The sequence below is a fragment of the Kitasatospora sp. NPDC059146 genome (genome assembly GCF_042786665.1).
Lineage (GTDB): Bacteria > Actinomycetota > Actinomycetes > Streptomycetales > Streptomycetaceae > Kitasatospora.
On sequence record NZ_JBHZCY010000184.1, the window covers coordinates 1 to 13,911 of the forward strand.

General features: G+C 75.3%; 15 protein-coding genes. 11 read left to right on the plus strand and 4 right to left on the minus strand.

Annotated features, from left to right (window positions below):
• Positions 1 to 194 precede the first annotated feature (194 nt).
• Positions 195 to 593, minus strand: a complete 399-nt coding sequence (locus ACFXPX_RS40980; RefSeq protein WP_380525555.1) for a hypothetical protein — start codon at positions 591 to 593, stop codon at positions 195 to 197.
• Between the two features lie 203 nt (positions 594 to 796).
• On the opposite strand from ACFXPX_RS40980, the gene ACFXPX_RS40985 reads away from it, so the two are divergent.
• From ACFXPX_RS40985 to ACFXPX_RS41005, 5 genes are all read left to right on the plus strand, one after another.
• Positions 797 to 1,411 (plus strand): TetR family transcriptional regulator, encoded by a 615-nt coding sequence (locus ACFXPX_RS40985; RefSeq protein WP_380525556.1) that lies wholly within the window; start codon positions 797 to 799, stop codon positions 1,409 to 1,411.
• Positions 1,412 to 1,438: 27 nt separating this feature from the next.
• Positions 1,439 to 2,989, plus strand: a complete 1,551-nt coding sequence (locus tag ACFXPX_RS40990) for an FAD-dependent monooxygenase (RefSeq protein WP_380644888.1) — start codon at positions 1,439 to 1,441, stop codon at positions 2,987 to 2,989.
• Positions 2,990 to 3,060: 71 nt separating this feature from the next.
• Complete coding sequence (locus ACFXPX_RS40995) at positions 3,061 to 3,411, plus strand: hypothetical protein (RefSeq protein WP_380525558.1); 351 nt, start codon at positions 3,061 to 3,063, stop codon at positions 3,409 to 3,411.
• Between the two features lie 244 nt (positions 3,412 to 3,655).
• Positions 3,656 to 4,309, plus strand: coding sequence for an NADPH-dependent F420 reductase (locus tag ACFXPX_RS41000; RefSeq protein WP_380644889.1), 654 nt, complete (start codon positions 3,656 to 3,658; stop codon positions 4,307 to 4,309).
• A gap of 77 nt (positions 4,310 to 4,386) precedes the next feature.
• The gene (locus tag ACFXPX_RS41005; protein WP_380525560.1) at positions 4,387 to 4,818 is read left to right on the plus strand and encodes a YchJ family protein; all 432 of its coding nucleotides are present in this window, start codon (positions 4,387 to 4,389) and stop codon (positions 4,816 to 4,818) included.
• 25 nt (positions 4,819 to 4,843) lie between these two features.
• On the opposite strand, the gene ACFXPX_RS41010 is transcribed toward ACFXPX_RS41005, so the two are convergent.
• A complete protein-coding gene (locus ACFXPX_RS41010) occupies positions 4,844 to 5,842 on the minus strand; it encodes a polysaccharide deacetylase family protein (protein ID WP_380644890.1) in 999 nt (332 codons plus the stop codon).
• A gap of 181 nt (positions 5,843 to 6,023) precedes the next feature.
• Here ACFXPX_RS41010 and ACFXPX_RS41015 point away from each other — a divergent pair, with 181 nt between their 5' ends.
• Positions 6,024 to 6,545 (plus strand): GNAT family N-acetyltransferase, encoded by a 522-nt coding sequence (locus ACFXPX_RS41015; RefSeq protein WP_380525562.1) that lies wholly within the window; start codon positions 6,024 to 6,026, stop codon positions 6,543 to 6,545.
• A gap of 36 nt (positions 6,546 to 6,581) precedes the next feature.
• On the opposite strand, the gene ACFXPX_RS41020 is transcribed toward ACFXPX_RS41015, so the two are convergent.
• A complete protein-coding gene (locus tag ACFXPX_RS41020) occupies positions 6,582 to 7,487 on the minus strand; it encodes a carbohydrate kinase (protein ID WP_380644891.1) in 906 nt (301 codons plus the stop codon).
• 358 nt (positions 7,488 to 7,845) lie between these two features.
• Here ACFXPX_RS41020 and ACFXPX_RS41025 point away from each other — a divergent pair, with 358 nt between their 5' ends.
• From ACFXPX_RS41025 to ACFXPX_RS41040, 4 genes are all read left to right on the plus strand, one after another.
• Positions 7,846 to 9,363: a M1 family metallopeptidase gene (locus ACFXPX_RS41025; protein WP_380644892.1), complete on the plus strand. Its 1,518-nt coding sequence runs from the start codon at positions 7,846 to 7,848 to the stop codon at positions 9,361 to 9,363.
• Between the two features lie 396 nt (positions 9,364 to 9,759).
• On the plus strand, positions 9,760 to 10,284 hold the full coding sequence (locus ACFXPX_RS41030) for a SigE family RNA polymerase sigma factor (protein ID WP_380525565.1): 525 nt from the start codon (positions 9,760 to 9,762) through the stop codon (positions 10,282 to 10,284).
• Positions 10,271 to 11,017 (plus strand): hypothetical protein, encoded by a 747-nt coding sequence (locus ACFXPX_RS41035; protein ID WP_380525566.1) that lies wholly within the window; start codon positions 10,271 to 10,273, stop codon positions 11,015 to 11,017. The genes ACFXPX_RS41030 and ACFXPX_RS41035 overlap by 14 nt, the downstream gene beginning before the upstream one ends.
• Positions 11,018 to 11,116: 99 nt before the next feature.
• A complete protein-coding gene (locus tag ACFXPX_RS41040; protein WP_380525567.1) occupies positions 11,117 to 11,887 on the plus strand; it encodes a L,D-transpeptidase family protein in 771 nt (256 codons plus the stop codon).
• Between the two features lie 103 nt (positions 11,888 to 11,990).
• Here the strand turns inward: ACFXPX_RS41040 and ACFXPX_RS41045 are convergent, their stop codons facing one another.
• Positions 11,991 to 12,530: a pyridoxamine 5'-phosphate oxidase family protein gene (locus ACFXPX_RS41045; protein WP_380644893.1), complete on the minus strand. Its 540-nt coding sequence runs from the start codon at positions 12,528 to 12,530 to the stop codon at positions 11,991 to 11,993.
• A gap of 196 nt (positions 12,531 to 12,726) precedes the next feature.
• On the opposite strand from ACFXPX_RS41045, the gene ACFXPX_RS41050 reads away from it, so the two are divergent.
• The gene (locus ACFXPX_RS41050; RefSeq protein ID WP_380644894.1) at positions 12,727 to 13,764 is read left to right on the plus strand and encodes a terpene synthase family protein; all 1,038 of its coding nucleotides are present in this window, start codon (positions 12,727 to 12,729) and stop codon (positions 13,762 to 13,764) included.
• The last annotated feature ends 147 nt before the right edge of the window (positions 13,765 to 13,911 follow it).

Genomic DNA, 13,911 nt, shown 5'->3' on the forward strand with positions numbered 1-13,911 from the left:
CCCGAGAGATCTACCGAGTCCTGACCACGCCCAGCACACCGAGCACCACCACCGAGCAGCTCACCATCGCTGCTTGACATCCATAAGAGCATCCGAGCCCCCGGCACGACCAGGGCCCGCTGCACCGGAAACGGTGCGGCGGGCCCTCGGTGTCGCCGGACTCCCCCGCGCAGTCGCCCGGGCGGGCCGGCGGTTCAGCCCCGCAGGGCGGCCGGGACGACGGCGAACAGCGCCGCCGCCAGGGTGACGGAGAGGCAGAGCGTCGCCCAGCGGGTACAGATCCGGCGGCACTCCGCGCGGTAGCGGGCGGCCAGCCGGCGGCAGCGGTCGACGGCGCGGTCGACGACCTCCTCGGCGTAGCGCAGGCGGTCGGCGGCGTAGGCCCGCTCCAGGTCCTCCCGTTCGGCCTCCGGCAGCCAGGGGAACTGCGCGGCGAAGGCGCGGGCGTCGCGTTCGGCCGCCGCGACCTCGGCCTCCCAGGCCAGGAAGCCCTCAATGCGGGCGATCCCCACCCGGGAGTTCCTCCGGCCGCCGCCGGCCGCCCCGCCCTGGCGCGGGGTCCGCGCCCGCGGTGGACGCCGTCTGCCGCTCATGACCGCTCCTCACGTCCTGTCGGGTCGTCCCGCCGGAATTCCTGCGCAGACGGGCTCCGGCGCCGAGTCGCTCCGCAACCACGCAACTACTACCAGCGACGAACCGCAGGTGGCGGGCGGCTCGCCACGACCCCGGGGGCCCGAGAAAACTTGCGTGTCACGCACTATTGCGCACCACGCACCTTTGGCGGGATAGTGGTGCCATGACGGACGGAGAGCCCGGACTGCGGGAACGGAAGAAGGCCGCGACGCGGGAGGCGCTCAGCTGGGCGGCGCTCAGCCTGGCGGTGGAACGGGGACTGGAGAACGTCCGGGTCGAGGACATCGCGGCCGCGGCCGGGGTGTCCCCGCGCACCTACAACAACTACTTCTCCAGCAAGGCCGAGGCGATCGTCTTCCGGCACCGCAACCGGATCATGCGGGCCGCCGAGGCCCTGGCCACCCGCCCGGCGGAGGAGCCGCTGTGGGAGGCGCTGTCCCAGGCCCTGGTCGAACCCTTCGACGGCGCCGAGGAGGAACCCGCCCCCGGCTGGGTCGCCGCCGTGCGACGACTCCTGCGCGAACCCTCGCTCCAGGCCGAGCTGTTCCGCGGCGGCGCGCAGACCAGGGCCGGGCTCACCGCCGCGATCGCCGCCCGCACCGGCACCGATCCGGACCGGGACCTCTACCCGAAGCTGGTGGCCGCGGCCGCGCTCTCCGCGCTGCAGGTCACCAACGAGCACTACCTGGTCGCCGACCCGGCGGTGCCCTTCAAGCCGCTGTTCGCCGAGGCGCTGCGCCAGCTCGCGGCCGGGCTGCCCGATCCGTCCGCCCGGTGAACCCACCACACCCCTGGGGGAATTGACATGACCAACGAGGTCGTCATCGTCGGCGCCGGCCCGGTCGGGCTGTTCCTGGCCTGCGAACTGACCCTGGCAGGCGTCCGGCCGGTGGTCCTGGACCGGCTGCCCGAGCGCTCCGGCGAGCAGAAGGCCAACGGCCTGGTCGGGCAGGTGCTCCGGCTGCTCGACCACCGCGGCCTCCACCGGGCGCTCAGCGGCGCCGCCGGTGCGCCGCGGCCCGTACCCCGGTTCGTCTTCGGGGCCTTCCCGCTGGAACTGCACCGGCTCGACGGCAATCCGCTGCACGCCCTGCCGATCCCGCAGCACCGGATCGAGGCCGTCCTGGAGGAACACGCCCTCGCGCTGGGCGTCACGGTCCTGCGCCGGTGCGAGGTCACCGGCTTCACCCAGGACCGGGACGGGGTCACCGTGGACCTCCACGGCCCGGACGGCGCAGGGCAGTTGCGCACCCGCTACCTGGTCGGCGCGGACGGCGGCCGCAGCACCGTCCGCAAGCGCGCCGGCATCGGCTTCCCCGGCGTCACCTCGCCCGACCCGGTCTCCCGGATCGCCCACGTGCTGCCGCCCGAGGGCCTGCGCACCACCGACGACGGCAAGCTCCTGCTGCCCGGCTGCCCGACCCCGTTCGGGCCGTGGACCCACACCCGCACCGAGCACGGCGTGTTCGTCATCTCCCCGTTCGGCCCGGACGCCGCCATGATCGCCACCATGGAGTGGGGCGGCCCGCCCGTCGACGAGGCCGGCCCGCTCACCCTGGACGAGCTGCGCGCCAGCATCCGCCGGGTCACCGGCGCCGACCTGCCGCTCGCCCCGGCCCGGACGGCGGGACCGTTCACCCCGCGCCGCACCGTCGGCCACAACACCCGGCTCGCCGAGCGGTACCGCGAGGGCCGCGTCCTGCTGGTCGGCGACGCCGCGCACGTCCACGCCGCGACCGGCGGCCCCGGCCTCAACCTCGGCCTCCAGGACGCCGCCAACCTGGGCTGGAAGCTCGCCGCCGAACTCCGGGGCTGGGCCCCGCCCGGCCTGCTGGACAGCTACCAGGACGAACGCCGGCCGGTCGGCGAGCGGGTCTTCATGCACTCCCAGGCCCAGATGGCCCTGATGGCCCCCGGCCCCGGGATCACCGCGCTGCGCGCCCTGGTCGGCGAGCTGATCGCCCACCAGGACAACCTCGCCCGGATAGCCGCCCTGATGGCGGGCAGCGACGTCCGCTACGACACCGACTGCCCGCACCCGCTCGCCGGGGGCTTCGCCCCGGAGCTCGCCCTCGACACCCCGACCGGGAGCACCCGCCTGGCCGAACTCACCCACAGCGGAAGGCCGTTGCTGCTCGACCTGACCGGCGGCGCGCTCGGCCTCGCCGACCGGGCGGCCGGCTGGAAGGACCGGGTCGACGTCCTCGCCGCCGACTGCCCCCAGGCACCACCGCCCGCCGGAGCCCTGCTGCTGCGCCCGGACGGCTACGTCGCCTGGGCCTGCGCCCCCGGCGACGCCGACCGGGCGGGACTGGACCGGGCGCTGCGCGGCTGGTTCGGCGCACCGCGGATCTGAGTACCGGCACCCGGGCGGACTGAGTACTCCACCCCTGCCGGGGCGGCGGGAGCCGCCGGAAGACTGGGCGCATGAGCGAATCCCTGCCCACCGCAGCCGCCCCGACCAGGACCGCACCGGACCGCTGGTGGCGGGCCCCGTCGATCTCGACGGCGCTGACCCTGGCACTGCTGCCGCCCGCGGTCATGCTCCGGGGCCTCGGCGAAATGGCCACCGACCCCTGTACGTCCACGGGCCCGTGCCCCGCCGTGCCGCACCTGGCGGTCGCCTCGGCCGCCGTGGTCGCGGCGGTGATCGCGGTCGTCCTCCAATGGCCCGCGGCCCGGCTGTTCCGACCGGCCCGGGTGGCCGTCTCCCTGGTCCCGCCGGCCGCACTCGCGGTCGAGTTCTTCGCCATCCTGAGCATCGGCCCCGGCGCGTGACCCCGGCGCCCGCCCCCAGGTCAACTGAGGCCTGTCTCTTGGATCCTTGCCGGGTCCGCGACGTCGGGGCACTCACCTCGCCGCGTTGTCGTCGGTCACCAATGCTCCGCAGTGGCTCCCTCCTCCGCCTTGCGATGCACGCACCCCGACGCCGCGGCCTGATCCGACAAAATCCAAGAGACAGGCCTTAAGGTCGTCGCGGCCGCCCTTCGACGGGCGGAGGGAACCGGACGAACGGGGAACCATGCGCATCGGAATCATCGGCACCGGCGTGGTCGGGCAGACCCTCGCGGACAAGCTGGTCTCGCTCGGCCACCAGGTGGCCCTGGGCTCCCGGACCAAGGACAACGAGCACGGGCTGGCCTGGGCCGGAAAGGCCGGCCCCGCGGGCAGCTGCGGGACCTTCGCCGAGGCGGCGGCCTTCGGCGAGGTGGTGCTGAACGCCACCGGCGGGACGGTCTCGCTGGCGGCGCTGCGCGCGGCCGGGGCGGAGCACCTCGCCGGGAAGCTGCTGATCGACGTGTCCAACCCGCTGGTGTTCGGCCCCGAGGGCGTCACCCTCGCCCCGGTCAACACCGACAGCATCGGCGAGCAGATCCAGCGCGAGTTCCCCGAGGCCCGGGTGGTAAAGGCCCTCAACACGCTGAACTGCGAGCTGATGGTCGCACCGGGCAGACTGGCCGGCGAGCACAACCTGTTCATCGCCGGGAACGACGCCGTCGCCAAGGCCGAGACGGTCGCCCTGCTGGGCGAGTTCGGCTGGCCGGCCGAGTGGATCGTCGACCTCGGGGACATCACCGGCGCCCGGGCGACCGAGATGATGATGCCGTTCTGGCTCCGGATGATGGGCCACTTCGGCGACGCCTCGTTCAACTACTCGTTCCGGCGGCCCGCGTAGCCCGCCGGGCCCGCCCCTCCCCCGGTGGTGGGGCGGGCCCGGCGGTCGCCGACCGGCCGTGGGGGACAATGGTCGGCATGTCCCGACGTCGTTCCGCGCCCCGCCCCGCCGCTCCCCGGCTGCTGCCGTCCTCCCCGTGCCCGTGCGGCCTGCCCGCCGCCTACGGCGACTGCTGCGGCCGGCTGCACCGTGGCCAGGCGAAGGCCACCACCGCCGAGTCGCTGATGCGCTCCCGGTTCAGCGCCTTCGCCGCCCAGGACGAGGCCTACCTGCTGCGCACCTGGCACCCGGACACCCGGCCCGACGAGGTCGACTTCGACCCGGCCCTGCGCTGGACCGGGCTGGAGGTGCTCTCCACCAGCGAGGGCGGCGCCTTCCACGCCGAGGGCACGGTCGCCTTCCGCGCGCACTGGACGGAGGGCGGCGAGCAGGGCGTGCTCAGCGAGCACAGCCGCTTCGTCCGGTACGAGGGCGCCTGGGTGTACCTCGACGCCCTCTCGCTCGGCTGAGGACCCGCCGGCCGGGGCCGCCGCCCTACAGGTAGTCGTCCAGGCGGCCCAGCGAGTAGCCGGCCGCGGTGACCTCGTTGAGCACCTTGCGCAGCAGGTCCGGCATGGTGGCCTTCCAGTCGGAGGTGCCGCGGAAGTGGGTGAGGATGATGTCGCCCGGGTGGAGCTTCCGGTCGTCGTAGCGCCACTCCATGTGGTCCGGGAAGGCCTCCTCGTTCCACAGCGGGACGGCCTGCACCCCGCAGGAGGCCGCGGCGCGCAGGGTGTCGTCGTTGTACTCGCCGTACGGGGGGCGGAACAGCCGGGGGCGCACGCCGATCTGCTGCTCCAGCTGGTCCTGCTGGTCGCAGATCTCCCGGCGCTGGGTCTCGTAGTCGAGGACCTTGAGGTTGCGGTGGTTGATCGTGTGGTTGTTGATCTCCACGCCCTGCTTGTGCAGGTCCCGGAAGTAGCCGTAGTTGTCGCGGACGAGGTAGTCGGAGAGGAAGGCGCTGAGCGGGATCCCCAGTTCCGCCGCCATCCGGGAGAACTCCGGGTCCTTCTCGAAGCCGTCGTCGATGGTCAGGAAGACCACCTTGTCCTCGGTCGGCACCCGGAACACCACGGGCGGGCGGCCGTCCTTCAGTTTGACGCCCTGCACCGGGGTGAGGGTGGCCTTGGCGGCGGGGCGGGCCGGGGCCTTCAACGGCGGGTGGTCCAGGCCCCAGCGCTGGGCGGTCTCCAGGGCGGTGCGGGCCACGTCGGCCTGGCGGGCGGCCGCCTCGCTGCTGGTCTCCTCCTGCTCCCGGGCCAGGCCGGGGAGCAGCGGCGGAGCGGGTTGGGCCGCCCCGGGGCTCGCCGGGGCGGCGTCGGCTCCGGCGGGCGCTGCCGCGGCTCCGGCGGCGGGCGCCCCGGCGGCCGGGGCGGGCTTGGGCTGGGCGGCGGGACCGGCGCAGCCGGTGACCACGGCGGTGAGGCAGACGGCGGCCAGCAGTCCGGTGCGTGCGCCGCTCCGCTTCTGACCTTTCCTCAGATCCCCACTCATGCGACAAACTGATGGTCCGTTCATAGCTGCTACTGCTCCCCCGCCGGGCGCCCCCGCCAACCCTCCGTCACCCGCCCGGGGCAACGGCACGCCGCCCGCCTTGCCGATCCTTTGCCGAATCCCCCACAACCGGTACGAAAACCCTTTGCGCCCACGGCACCCGGAAACGGATCATGCGCGCATGACCGACCGCTGGACCGTCACCACCGCCGACGTGACCGCCCCCGAGGCCACCGACCTGCTGCGCGAGTACTACTACGACGTGGCCAACCGCTACTACCGCCTGCACCTGGGCCGCGAGGGCACCCCGGAGGAACTGGAGTCCGGCCTCGCCGGCTCCCCCAGCGGCGACCTGGCCGCCCCCACCGGCCTCTTCCTGCTCGGCCGCTACGACGGCGCGCCCCAGTCCTGCGCCGGCCTGCGCCGCCACGACGCCACCAGCGTCGAACTCACCCGGGTCTTCGTCCGCCCCGGCCTGCGCGGCACCGGCGGCGGCGCCCAGCTGCTCGCCGCCGTCGACCGGGCCGCCCGCACCATGGGCGCCGAGCGGATCGTCCTGGACACCCGCCTCGACCTGGTCGAGGCCCGCGCCCTCTACCTGCGCAACGGCTACCGGGAGATCCCGGCGTACGGCGACACCGGCCCGTACTCCGAGGTCTGGTACGGCAAGGACCTCACCGAGCCGGGCCGCCACGGGAGTTGACCACCGGCACCGGCCCTGCCGCGCCCCTGCCCCGCCCTACCGCGCCCCGGCCGCCCGGCGGCCCGCCAGGGCCGCGGCCAGCTCGGCGGCCGAGGGCGGGTTGGCGCCGGGGCGGGAGACGGTCAGCGCGGCGGCGGTGACGGCCTCGGCGAGGCAGTCGGCCAGATCCGTGCCGGCCGCGCGGGCGTGCAGAAGGGCCGCCATGAAGGAGTCACCGGCGCCGACGGTGTCCGCGACCGCGACCGGGACGGCCGCCACCCGCTCCCGGCGGCCCGCCGCGGTGAGCGCCAGGGCGCCCTCCGCCCCGAGGGTCACCGCGACCGTGTCGGGCCCCAGGGCGAGCCAGCGCTCGGCGACCGCCTCCACGGGCTCGCCCGGGTAGAGCCAGGCGAGGTCCTCGTCGCTCGCCTTCACCAGGCCGCTCAGCGCCACGCAGCGCTCGACCCGGCGCACCGCCGCCGCCCGGTCGCCCATCAGCGCGGGGCGCACGTTCGGGTCGTAACTGACCGGCGCCCGGTCGCGCCACCGTTCCACCAGGGCGAGCACCGAGGCGGCGCCCGGTTCGGTGACCGCGCCGATCGAGCCGAGGTGGATCCCGGCGGGGGCGGTGGGGAGTTCGGTCGGCGGCAGCGTCCAGCCGATGTCGAAGGTGTACCCGGCCCGCCCCTGCCCGTCCAGCCGCACCACCGCCGAGGGCGTGCGGGCCACCTCGGCCGCCCGGACCACCACCCCGGCCGACTCCAGGTGGCGGCGGATCAGCCGCCCGTCGGCGTCCGGCCCCAGCTCGGTGAGCAGCACCGCCGGGCGGCCCAGCCGGGCCAGGCCGTACGCGACGTTCGCGGGGCTGCCGCCGGGGTGGACCCGGTCGGGGGCGCCGTCCGTCCGGACGATGTCGGCGACGCACTCACCGATCACCAGAAGGTGTGAAGCGGGGCTGGTCACGGCGGCTCCTGGCATCCGGTACGCGGGCGTCGTCCGGGGGCCACCCTACGCGGTGCGTCCGGGAAGGCGTCCGGGCACAGGAGTACGGCCGCCGGACCTGGCCAGGTTCTCCGACGGCCGTGGCCCCGTCCGTCAGGGGACGAAGCACTACGAACGCTAGCCCCGGCCCGGGGGCGCCGCCAGCACCGTGGTCCGTCCGGGGGACGCCCGCGTGTCGGCACCGTTGTGGCCGGATCCGGCGGGATCCGGCGGGACTCGGCCGGTCCCCGCCGGGCGGGGCTGACGGTCCAGTAGGGTCCGTGCCCGGTGCGCCGCGCACGCACCGCACGTCCGCCCCGTACGAAGTGTGGTGATCCCCTTGCCCAGGACCCGTGCCGCCTCCGCCCTGGCACTCGCCCTCGGCGCGGTGCTGCTGTCCGCGAGCGCCCCGCCGGCCGCCGCCGTGGACGGTCCGGGCGATCCGGTCTTCCCCTCGCTCGGCAACCCCGGGTACCGGGCGCTCGCCTACGACCTGTCCTTCGAGTACCGGGCCGACACCCGGACCGTGGACGGAACCGCGGTGATCACCGCCCGGACCACCCGGACCACGGCCGCCCTGTCGCTGGACGCGCTCGGGCTGGACGTGCACGCCGTCCGGGTCGACGGGCGGGCGGCCCGGTTCGCCGTCCACGACGAGAAGCTGACCGTCACCCCCGAGGAACCGCTGCGCCGCGGCAGCACCGCGCGGCTGACCGTCGAGTACACCGCCGACCCCCGCGCCGCCCTGCCGCACACCGGCTGGGTGCCGACCGCGAACGGCTTCGCGGTGGCCGGGCAGCCCGCCAGTGCCCACACCGTCTTCCCGTGCAACGACCACCCGAGCGACAAGGCCCGCTTCACCATAGCGGTGACCGCGCCGGATCCCCTGCTGGGCGTCGCCAACGGGGAGCTGGCGCAGACCGTGCCGCTCGGCGACGGCCGCACCACCCGGCGGTACGTCTCCCGCGAGCCGATGGCCACCGAACTCGTCCAGGTGTCCGTCGGCGACTACACCGTCCGCGAGCGCCCCGGCCCGCACGGGCTGCCGCTGCGCGACGTCGTACCGACCGCCCGGGTCGCCGAGCTGGCCCCGGCCCTGGACCTCACCGCCGACCAACTCCGCTGGGCAGAGCAGCACTTGGGACCGTTCCCGTTCGAGTCCTACGGCATCCTGCCGGTCGACAGCGACGACCCGGCGGCCTTCGGCTTCACCGGACTGGAGACCCAGACCCTCACCCTCTACAAGCCGGGCTTCCTGCGCCAGGCCGAACCGGCGATCGGCTCGCACATGATGCACGAGCTGGTGCACTCCTGGTTCGGCGACAGCGTCACCCCCGCCACCTGGGCCGACCTGTGGCTCAACGAGGGCCACGCCGACTACTACGGCCTCGCCTACCGCTACGAGCGCGGCTGGCCCGACGCCTGGGGCGACACCACCCTGACCGCCCGGATGCGCCGGGTGTACGGCCTCGGCGACCAGTGGCGGCACGACTCCGGCCCGGTCGCCTCACCCACCGCCGACACGCTCTTCGACGACCAGCGCTACACCGGCGGCGCCCTGGTGCTGTTCGCCCTCCGGGAGAAGGTCGGCGCCGCCGCCTTCGACCGGATCGAGCGGACCTTCCTGCGCGAGCACCGCCACGGCACCGCCACCACCCGGGACTACGTCCGCACCGCCTCCGAGGTCTCCGGGCAGGACCTCACCGGCTTCCTGGACGATTGGCTGTACGGGCGGCGCACCCCGCCGATGCCCGGCCACCCGGACTGGACGGTGGCGCCCGTGACCACCGCACCGGACCCCGCCAGCGCCCGCCCCGCCGGGCCGCCACGGCTGACGGAGCACTCGGGAACGGTCTGACCCGCTTCGCGGCGTCCGAGCGGCTTGCGGAGCTTTCGGACGCTCCGTCGCCGTTCGCCCGCCCGGGCGCGCCACCGTGCACGCCCGGGCGCCCCCGTGCGCCCCTGGCCGTCCGGGAACGGACGGGCCATGGTGGTCCCCACGGCCCGCCTGCCGCCCGGCCTAGCCCCGGCCGGCACGCGGGCCGTCCAAGCCCTCCCTCCCCGCACCACCGGGGCCGCGCCCGGCACCCGCCCGGGGAGCTGCGAAAATTCTTCCGACGGGCAGGCAACCCGGTCCGCCGCCCATCGCGTTCAGCAGCCGTGAGAACGACACGAACGAGGACGCGGCCCGCCGGGCCGCCACGGCTGACGGGAACGGTGCGGGAACCATGGCAGGGGCAGGGGCGGCAGCAGGATGACGGACGCGACACCGGACTTCACGGAGTTCGTCGCCGCCTGCGGCCCCAAGATGCTGCGCACGGCCTGGCTGCTCACCGGGGACCGGCACCAGGCCGAGGACCTGCTGCAGACCGCACTCGCCAAGGTCTGGCCCCGCTGGGAGCTGATCGCCCGCGAGCGGCCCGAGGCGTACCTGCGGAAGGTGCTGGTCAACTGCCACGTCTCCTGGTGGCGGCGGCGCTGGACCGGCGAACTCCCGCACGAGGAGCTGCCGGAACCGGCGGTCGCCCGGGCCGACCCCTACGAGGACGTGCTGCTCGGGCAGGTGGTCGCCGAGGCGGTCCGCTCACTGCCCCCACGCCAGCGCGCCGTGGTGGTGCTGCGCTTCTTCGAGGACCTCAGCGTGGAGGAGACCGCCGAGGTGCTGCGCTGCAGCACCGGAACGGTCAAGAGCCAGTCGCACCGGGCGCTGGCCGCCCTGCGCGGACGGCTCCCGGCCAGGGAACTGCTGCTGGACGGGGGACGTCGTGAACGCGTCTGATCCGCGCGAGGGCGCCGGGGTGGAGGAGGACGAGCTGCGCGTCCTGCTGCAGGAGGCCGTCCCGCCCCTGGCCGCGCCGAAGGACCGGATGGAGCGGGTGTTCGCCCGAGCGGCCCGGACCAGGCGGCGACGGCGCAACGCCGGCCTCGGGCTCGGCCTGACCGGCGGGCTGGTCGCCGCCGTACTGGCCGCCGCCCCGGCGATCGCCCCGAGCCCCGGGCCGGCGCAGGAGGCCGCGGGGCGGCCGACCGCCACCGCCTCCCCGCTCCCCACCGCAACGGGCGCCCCGCTCCGGTTCCCCGAGGTCGACGGGCTCCTCGCGACCCTGCCGCCGGGCTGGTTCTCGGAACCCGTCACCGGCGACCCGCACCAGGCCGTCGGGTACCTGGCCAACCGGCCGTTCAATCCGAACGGGCCCTGCTTCGGGCTGCCCGTCCCCTGCGGCGCATCGGCCGCGCAGCCGGCCCCCGACCGGGTACTGCTCACCCTGCGGCTGGTGAACGCGCCGGACACGGCCGGGCAGCCCGACGGAGCGACCACCGGGATGACGGAGACCCCCTTGGACAAGGAGTGCTCGACCCGCAACGGCAACCGGGAGCTCGTCGGCCGGCGGAGCGTCGACCTCAAGGGGCCCGCCCTGGTCGAGGTGACGGCCTGCGCCCTCGACCCCTCCGAACGGACCCTGCGGCAGGTGCAGCAGGTGCTCGACTCGATCCGGACGGCCGACCGCTGATCCCCTGACGCCCGGGCCGCCCCGCCCCGTCCCGGCCTGTCCCCGTCCCTGTCCCCGTCGTCGCCGCTGCCGCCCGCACCCACCCGAAACGGAACCGCCATGTCCCTACCCCGTCGCGCCCTCGTGGGGCTGGCGCTGCTCCTGGTGAGCTGCGCCCCCGAGGCCCACGGACCGTCCACCGCGACCACCCCCGCCCCGACCGCCCCCGGCACCTCCGCCCCGGACCTCCCGGCCGAGCCGCCGCCCGTCGCCGTCGCCGCGCGCCCCGCACCTCCCGAGCTGCCGCGCCAAGTCCCTGGCGTCGGGCCGCAGTTGCGCAGCGCGATACCGGCCGGGACCCGGCAGGTGCTGGTGGTCACCGGCGACGGCCCCGAGGCCTCGACCGGGCACGCCGTGCTCTACCGCGACGACGGCGACGGCTGGCGCGCCGGGCCCGCCTGGCCGACCCGCAACGCCGTGCACGGCTGGACCACCGACCACCGCCAGGGCGATCTGCACTCCCCCGTCGGGGTGTTCACGCTCACCGACGCGGGCGGCCGACTGCCCGACCCGGGCGCCCGGCTGCCCTACCACCGGTCCGAGGACTTCGTGATGGGCGGCACCGGCTTCGAGGGGGAACCGCTGGCCGGCTCCTTCGACTACGTGGTCGCCATCGACTACAACCGGGTCCCCGGCTCGACCCCGCTCGACACCCGCCGCCCGCGCGGCACCGGGTACGGCGGCGGGATCTGGCTGCACGTCGACCACGGCGGGCCGACCCACGGCTGCGTCAGCATGACCGCCGACCGGATGCGGGAGCTGCTGCTCGCGCTCGACCCCGCGCTGCACCCGGTGGTGGTGATGGGGGACGCCCGGAACCTCGCCCGCTGAGCACGGACGCGGGCTCCGGGCGGGTCCCAGCGGGTTCCGGGCCGGCCCCGGCGGGTTCCGGGCGGGCCCCGGCGGGTTCCGGGCGGGCCCCGGCGGGCTGCGGTCAGGTCCGCAGCTCGGCGGTCCGGCCCCCGTCGAACCGGTAGGCGGTCTGGCCGAACCCGCCCTTGGCGAAGGCGAGGACCTTGGCCGGCCGCACCCCGAAGACCAGGGACGCGCCCCCGTCCTGGTGGGCGAAGCCGTCCGCCGTCACCCGGAACCGCCACTCGCCGTTCCACTTGGCCGCCCAGGCGGCCGCGAGACGTTCCAGCGCGGGGCGCGCGGTGACCCGCACGGCCACGCCCTCCACCACCACGTCGAGCCCCCGGTCCCAGCGGTCGCAGCCGGTGGTCAGCGCCACCTGCCGGTTCCCGCCCAGGTTCACGGTCTTCTGCTCCGCGGCGCCGGTGGTGAAGTGCAGCTGCCCGTCGAGCCACACGGCCACCAGGGGCGTGACGTGGGGGCGTCCGTCGGACCGCACCGTGGTGATCCAGAACAGCTGTGCCGATTCCAGCACCCCACGAACGGTCTCCCACGGCGTCGCGCCCGAACCGGGGTCGCTGAACCGTTCGTCGAACCGCGCATCCGGGTCGTTCGTGCTCATTCGTCGCTCCTGTCAGGAGGAAGTGGCCGGACACCACCACACCGCGATCGGCGGCTACCGGGCAAGGTGGCCGTCGGCCCCGGCCGTGGACGGCGACACGCCCCCCACCGTGCGCCCTTGCGGCCGGAGGGCCGTCGCGGCGACCCTTGGGACGAGCGACGGCCGGCACAGCCATGCCTTCGAAAGGGCACCCCCCATGCCTCAGGACACCGCGTTCACCCTCCCCTTCGACACCGCGACCAGCCCGGACGCCGACGCGGCCCGGCGGCGCAGCCTGCTCTGGAGCCGGCGGCAGGGGCTCGTCGCAGACCCGGTCGACGAGGCGCGCTTCCTGCGCTGGGACATCGCCGGGCTGATGGCCGTCTGGAACCCCCGGACGAGCGGGGCCCGGCTGGACCTGACCGTGGACGCCGTCGTGGTCGCCACCTTCCTCGACGACCACGTGGACGGCCCGCCGGCCGACCGGCCGGAGCGGGTGGGCGCCGTCTGCGCGGACTTCGCCCGCGTCATCGCCGCAGGCGGCCGACCCCCGGCCGGGGCCGGGCCGCTGCTGCGGGCCTTCGGCGACGTGTGGCAGCGCCTCGCCGACGGCGCCTCCCCCGCCTGGCTGGAACGCACCGGACAGCACTGGCAGTGGTACCTCGGCGCGTACGCCCAGGAGGCCCGCAACCGCGCCCACCGACGCGTCCCGACCCTCGCCGAGTACGCCGAACTGCGCCGCCGCTCCGGCTTCGTGTACGCCATGCTGGACCTCAGCCAGAAGGCCTACGGCTTCGAACTCCCCGACCGGCTCTACACCCAGCCCGTGGTGCGCCGGATGGCCGACATCACCGCGGACGTCGTCGACACGCTCAACGACGTCCACTCCGTCGAGAAGGAGGAGTCGCGCGGCAACGTCCACAACCTCGTCCTCGTCATCGAGAACGACCCTGGCCGAGCCCGGAGTCGGGACCGCAGCCGGGACCACGGCCGGGACGGGGCCCCGGACCACGCGGACAGCATCCGGGAGATCCAGGGCATGGTCACCGCCTGGTGCGAGGAGTTCCTCGTCCTGGAGCAGCGGCTGGCGAGCGGCGTCGGGCCGCGGGAGGCCGGCGCCGCCGCCCTGATCACCGACTGCATGCGCACGGCCATGAGCGGCTACCTGGAGTGGAGCAGGACCACCCGCCGCTACTCCCACCTCGTGCCCGCCGGCGAGGCCGCCCTCGCCGCCGACCTCGTGCAGACGAACTGACCGTCCCAGCAGGGAATTTCGACTCCGGGGCCGACCCGGGCCCTGGGCGCTGGGTCCTAGGGTCCGTCTTCAACCTCCCGTCGTCCGCCCGGAGGGCGGGCGGGGCGGCGTTGGGGTGCGTGCATCGCAAGGCGGAGGAGGGAGCCC

Coding starts and splice junctions, on each gene's coding strand:
- ACFXPX_RS41015 (WP_380525562.1), top strand. CDS start 6,024: ATGACCGACCGCTGGACCGTCACCACCGCCGACGTGACCGCCCCCGAG.
- ACFXPX_RS40995 (WP_380525558.1), top strand. CDS start 3,061: ATGAGCGAATCCCTGCCCACCGCAGCCGCCCCGACCAGGACCGCACCG.
- ACFXPX_RS41045 (WP_380644893.1), bottom strand. CDS start 12,530: ATGAGCACGAACGACCCGGATGCGCGGTTCGACGAACGGTTCAGCGAC.
- ACFXPX_RS41050 (WP_380644894.1), top strand. CDS start 12,727: ATGCCTCAGGACACCGCGTTCACCCTCCCCTTCGACACCGCGACCAGC.
- ACFXPX_RS40980 (WP_380525555.1), bottom strand. CDS start 593: ATGAGCGGCAGACGGCGTCCACCGCGGGCGCGGACCCCGCGCCAGGGC.
- ACFXPX_RS40990 (WP_380644888.1), top strand. CDS start 1,439: ATGACCAACGAGGTCGTCATCGTCGGCGCCGGCCCGGTCGGGCTGTTC.
- ACFXPX_RS41000 (WP_380644889.1), top strand. CDS start 3,656: ATGCGCATCGGAATCATCGGCACCGGCGTGGTCGGGCAGACCCTCGCG.
- ACFXPX_RS41010 (WP_380644890.1), bottom strand. CDS start 5,842: ATGAGTGGGGATCTGAGGAAAGGTCAGAAGCGGAGCGGCGCACGCACC.
- ACFXPX_RS41040 (WP_380525567.1), top strand. CDS start 11,117: ATGTCCCTACCCCGTCGCGCCCTCGTGGGGCTGGCGCTGCTCCTGGTG.
- ACFXPX_RS40985 (WP_380525556.1), top strand. CDS start 797: ATGACGGACGGAGAGCCCGGACTGCGGGAACGGAAGAAGGCCGCGACG.
- ACFXPX_RS41030 (WP_380525565.1), top strand. CDS start 9,760: ATGACGGACGCGACACCGGACTTCACGGAGTTCGTCGCCGCCTGCGGC.
- ACFXPX_RS41005 (WP_380525560.1), top strand. CDS start 4,387: ATGTCCCGACGTCGTTCCGCGCCCCGCCCCGCCGCTCCCCGGCTGCTG.